General features: G+C 74.9%; 1 protein-coding gene. It reads right to left on the bottom strand.

Annotated features, from left to right (window positions below):
- Positions 1-5929: amino acid adenylation domain-containing protein (locus tag AB0G13_RS33665; RefSeq protein ID WP_357883421.1), on the bottom strand; the 5929-nt coding region annotated here is incomplete at both ends.

The raw sequence follows: 5929 nt of genomic DNA, 5'->3' as shown, positions 1-5929 counted from the left end.
CAGGACGCCCAGCGACCAGCCGTCGGAGACGATGTGGTGCATCGTCAGCAGGAGCACGTGCCGGTCCGGGGCGAGGGTGACCAGGCGGCCCCGGACCAGGGGGCCGGCGGTCAGGTCGAACGGGGCGGTGCTCTCCTCGTCCTGGAGCCGGGCCAGGAGGGCGGCGGCGTCGGGCGCCCCGGTGAGGTCGTGCGTGTGCAGGGTGAAGCCGGTCCCGGGCGGGTCGACGTGCTGATGGACGTCGGAGCCGGTGGGCACGAGGCGGGTGCGCAGGGCCTCGTGCCGGGCGACCAGGGCGTCCAGGGCCGCCCGCAGCGCGTCGTGGTCGAGCCAGCCGTCGAGCTGGAGGGCGAGGGGCATGTGGTAGGCGTGGCCGAGGCCGCCGAGCCGCTCCAGGAACCACAACCGCCGCTGTGCGAAGGAGAGCTCCAGCGGGCCGCCCCGGTCGACCGGGCGGATCGGCGGCAGCACGTCGCGCCCGTCCGGCGTCAGCCGGGCGACGAAGGCGGAGAGGACCGGCGCCGCGAAGAGCGCCGCCGGGGAGACCTCCCGCCCCAGCACCTGCCGGATCCTGGAGACCAGCCGCATGGCGAGCAGCGAATGGCCGCCCAGGGCGAAGAAGTCGTCGTGCCGGCCGACCCGCCCGATCCCCAGCACCTCGGCCCAGACGCCGGCGACCATGGTCTCCAGCAGGCCGACCGGCTCGACGTGACCGCGCTGGCCGAATGCCTCCCCGTCCGGTGCCGGCAGCGCCGCCCGGTCGAGCTTGCCGTTGGGCGTCAGCGGCCACGCGGCCAGCCGGACGTACGCCGCGGGCACCATGTGGTCGGGCAGCTCGCCGGCGAGCCGGTCCCGCAGCCGCGCGGCGTCCGGCGCCTGTCCCGCCCCGGTGAGCACGTACGCGACGAGCCGCTGGTGGCCGCCGGCGTCCGGGCGCGCCACGACGACCGCCTCGCGGACGCCCTCGGTGGCCGCCAACCGTGCCTCGATCTCGCCGAGCTCGACGCGGAAGCCCCGGATCTTCACCTGGAAGTCGTCCCGGCCCAGGAACTCGAGTTCCCCGTCCGGCAGGCGGCGAGCCAGGTCACCGGTGCGGTAGAGCCGCTCGCCGGGTACGAAGGGGCTGGCGCGGAAGCGCTGCGCGGTCAGGTCGGGCCGGTTCAGGTAGCCGCGCGCCACGCCAGCGCCACCGATGTGGAGCTCGCCGACCACCCCGTCCGGCACCGGCTCGCCCTCGCCGTCGAGCAGGTAGACCCGCACGTTGGGCAGCGGCCGGCCGATCGGCAGGCAGGTCGCCTCGGCGAGGCCGTCGGTCGGGAGCAGGTGGAGGGTGCTGTCGACGGCCGCCTCGGTCACGCCGTACGCGTTGACGATCCGCACCCGCGGGCCGCACAGGGCGCGGAGCTGGGCGGCGTCGGCGGCGCTCCAGGCGTCCGAGCCGCAGACCACCGTCTCCAACCCGGCGAGGCTCCCGCCGGTGGCCGCCAGATGGTCCATCAACGGGTTGAGCACCGCCGGCACGAAGTCGGCGAAGTCCACGTCGTGGTGGCGCAGCAGGGCGTACAGGCCCGCGCTGTCCAGCAGCAGCGAACGCGGGCAGAGCACCAGCCGCCCGCCGAAGCCGAGCGCCCGCACCACGTCGGCGGTGAAGACGTCGAAGGAGAAGCTCGCCATCTGCAGGTGCACCAGGCCCGGGCGCAGGTCGAGCAGGCGTTCCCAGGCGGCGGCGACGGCCACGAGGTGCCGGTGCTCCACCAGCACCCCGTTGGCGGCGCCGGAGGTGCCGGACGTGTAGATGACGTACGCCAGGTGGTGCGCGCCCAGGTCGTCGACGACCGGGTCGGTCACCGGCAGCCCCGCCCAGAGCGCCGCGTCGAGGTCCAGGTCGACCACCGGGGTGTCGAGCCCGGCGAGCGCGGCGTGCAGCCGCTCGCGGGCCGGGCCGTGGGTCAGCGCCGCCACCGGCGTGCTGTCGCGCAGCATGGCGGCGAGCCGGTCGACGGGGTAGGCCGGGTCGAGCGGGAGGTAGGCGCCACCCGCCTTGAGGACCGCCAGCAGGCCCACCACCGTGTCCAGCGACCGCTCGACGCAGATCGCCACCAGCCGGTCCGGCCCGACGCCCCGCGCGCGGAGATGGTGGGCCAACCGGTTGGCCCGCGTGTTCAGTTCGCCGTAGGTGAGCCGCTCGTCGCCGAGGACGAGGGCCACCGCCTCCGGGTCGCGGACGGCCTGCGCCTCGACGAGGTGGTGCACGCAGCGCCCCGGCGGGTACGCCACCGTGGCGTCGTTCCCCTCCTCGACCAGCCGGCGTCGCTCGGCGGGGGGCAGCACGTCGAGCCCGCCCACTGCCGCGTCCGGCGTCCGCTCCAGCGCGTCGGCCAGCGTCGCCAGGGCCCGGGCGACCATCGCGCAGACCCGGTCGGGCGCCACCCCGGCAGCGGCGGCGACCGTCAGCACGACGTCGTCCCGCAGCTCGTCGACGTCCAGCGCGAGCGGGTAGTTGCCGCGTTCCTGCGCGGTCAGGTAGGTCAGGTCGTCCGCGCCAGGCTCCGGCGCGGGGGTGTCGGACTCGGCCAGCACCTCGGCGTGCCGGTAGTTGAGCAGGGCGGTGAAGAGCGGCGCCGGCGGTGCCACCCCGCTGCACGACTGGGCCAGCGCCAGCGACGCGTGCTCGTGCCGGATCAGCCCGGTCAGCGCCTCGTGGGTGCGGAGCACGCACTCCGTGGCGCCGGTGGAGTCGACGGTGACCCGCAGGGGGAGCGTGTTGAGGAAGGGCCCGAGAACCCGGTCGTTGCCCGCGCCGCCGTCCATCCGGCCGGAGAGCACGGTGCCGAAGACGACGTCCCGACGCCCGCTGGCGCGGGCCAGCACCTGCCCCCAGGCGACGTGGAAGAGGCTGGTCACCCCGACCTGGAGGGCCTGGGCCCGCCGCCGCAGCCGCAGCGTCAGCTCCGGGCCGAGCCACACCCGGGCGTCCCGCATGGTGTGCCCGTCCCCGTGGATGTCCCGCAGGCCGAAGGGCACGGTCGGGCTGTCGACGTCGCAGAGCATCCGGCGGAATAAGCTCTCCTGCTCGGCCCGGTCGGCGCCGCGCCGGATCCGCGCCACGAAGTCGCGGAAGGGCAGCGGCGGCGGCAGCCGGTCGCCCTGGCCGGCCAGGTACGCGCGGACCTCGGCCCGCAGCTGCTTGAGCGAGGTGTTGTCGTCGACGATGTGGTGGATCAGCTCCACGACCAGCCACCCGTCGTCGCGGGGGTCCCGCGCGGCCACCAGCCGCAGCAGGGGAGCCTGGTCGAGGGGGAGGCGACCGTACCGCCGGTCGACGTGTGCGCGGAGCTGCCGCACCGGGTCGTCGCCGGCCGGGTCGAGCGTGACCTCCTGCACCGGCAGGGGCGCCCGGCGCCACACCACCTGCACGGGCTCGTTGATCCCGTGCCACACCACCGCGGTGCGCAGCACGTCGTGCCGGGCGACGACCGCCTCCAGCGCGGCGCGGTAGCGGTCCAGCCGGTCCCGGTCGGCGAAGCGGAGGACGGTGGTGACCAGGTAGGGGTCACGGTCGCGGGCCATCAGGTGGTGGAAGAGCATCCCCTCCTGCACCGGGGCCAGGGGGTAGATGTCCTGCACGTTCGGCGCACCGCCGGACACGGTGGCGACGACCGCGTCGATCTCCGGCTGGCTCAGCTCCACCAGCGGCAGCAGGTCCGGGGTGATCCGGTCGCAGCCGGCCGGGATCGGGTCCGGGCTCACGTCGGCCCGGTCCGCGCCGGCACCCACCGCGTGGGCCAGGTCGGCCAGGACCGGCGAGGAGAAGAGCGCGCGTACGTCGGCGGACAGGCCGTGGCGGCGCATCCGCTCCAGCACCCGCAGGGCCAGCAGCGAGTGCCCGCCCAGCGCGAAGAAGTTGTCGTGCCGGCCGACCCGTTCGACGCCGAGCACCTCGGCCCAGATGGCGGCGAGGGCGGTCTCCGTCGCACCGACCGGCTCGGTGTAGTGCCGGGTGGCGAAGGCCGACCCGTCGGGTGCGGGCAGCGCCCGGTGGTCGAGCTTGCCGTTGGGCGTGAGCGGCCACTCGGCGACCCGCACGTACGCGGCCGGGACCATGTGCTCCGGCAGGACAGCGGCCAGCCGGGTCCGCAGCGCCTCGGCCGTCAGCCGGCGCACCGACGCGGTGTAGTAGCCGACCAGGCGCGGCTCGCCCGCGGCGTCCGTCGTGACCGACACCACCGCGTCGCGTACGCCGGGACAGGCGGCCAACTGGGCCTCGATCTCGCCCAGCTCGACGCGGTAGCCACGGATCTGCACCTGGGAGTCGTTGCGGCCCAGGTACTCGAGACCGCCGTCGGCGCGGTGGCGGACGAGGTCGCCGGTGGCGTAGAGCCGGTCTCCGGCGACGAACGGGCTGGGCAGGAAGCGTGCCGCGGTCAGCCCGGGACGGTTGAGGTAGCCCCGCGCGACCCCCGCCCCGCCGACGTGCAGCTCACCGACGACCCCGGGCGGCACCGGCTCGAGCTGCCCGTCGAGCACGTAGAGCCGCAGGTCCCCGATGGGGCGCCCGATCGGGCTCGACCCCGGCCGTTCGGCGTCGGCCGGGGTCAACGGCCGGTAGGTCACGTGCACGGTGGTCTCGGTGATGCCGTACATGTTGACCAGTTCGGTGCCCCCGTTGCGCGCGTCCGCGTACCACGGCCGCAGCATCGTCGGGTCCAGCGCCTCGCCCCCGAAGACCACCGTACGCAGCCGGTGCCCCCGCGCGCTGTCGGCCTGGGCGGCGATCAGGCTGCGGAACGCGCTGGGGGTCTGGTTGAGGACGGTCACGCCCTCGTCGCAGAGGAGCCGGTGGAAGTCGGCGGGGGAGCGGCTGACCAGCCGAGGGACGATCACCAGCCGGCCGCCGTGCAGCAGCGCCCCCCAGATCTCCCAGACGGAGAAGTCGAACGCGAAGGAGTGGAAGAGGGTCCACACGTCGGTCGGACCGAAGCCGAACCACCCGGCTGTGGCCGAGAAGAGCCGCACCACGTTGGCGTGCTCGACCATGACGCCCTTGGGCCGGCCGGTGGAGCCGGACGTGTGGATGACGTAGGCGAGGTGGTCGGGTCGGGTGCCGGGGTCGGGGCTGGTGGTGGGTCGGTCCGCCCAGTGGGGGGCGTCGGTGTCGAGGTCGACGACGGGTGCGGTGGTCAGGCCGTCGAGGGTGGCGCGGGTCGCGGCGTGGGCGAGGACGGCGACCGGGGCGCTGTCGCGCAGCAGTTCGGCGAGGCGCTCGGCGGGATGGGTGGGGTCGAGCGGCACGTACGCGCCGCCGGCCTTGAGGACGGCCAGGAGCGCGACGATCAGCTCCGGTGAGCGGTCCAGGCAGACCGCGACGAGGGTGTCGGGGGCGACGCCGTGCTCGCGCAGGTGGTGGGCCAGCCGGTTGGCGCGCGCGTCGAGTTCGCGGTAGGTCAGCGACGTCCCCTCGAAGGTCACCGCCACCGCGTCCGGTGTCGCCGCGACCCGCTCCGCGAACAGCGCGGGGATCGTCCGCCCGGCCGGGTACGCGGTCGCGTCGTCCCAGGCCGCGAGGAGTTCGCGGCGCTCCGCCGGATCGAGCAGGGTGAGCTGGTCGATCGGCTGGTCGGGGTCCTCGACGAGTTGGGTGAGGACGTGGCGCAGGTAGCGGACGTGCCGCTGCGCGGTGGCGGTGTCGAAGAGGGCGGTGGCGTACTCGAGGCTGCCGGTGATGCGGCCGTCGTGCTCGGCCAGGGAGAGGGTGAGGTCGAACTTCGCGCTGGTCCACGGGCTGGGCAGGGAGGTGACCTCGACACCGGGCAGGTCCAGGTCCACGTCCTCGTTGTTCTGCCAGGCGAACATGACCTGGAACAGGGGGGTGTGGGCGAGGTTGCGGGTGGGGTTGACGGCTTCGACGACCTGTTCGAAGGGGAGGTCC

Source organism: Micromonospora sp. NPDC023633 (assembly GCF_040640035.1).
Lineage (GTDB): Bacteria > Actinomycetota > Actinomycetes > Mycobacteriales > Micromonosporaceae > Micromonospora.
Note: the sequence above shows the minus strand (reverse complement) of the source record. Positions and strands in the feature narration are given on the sequence as shown.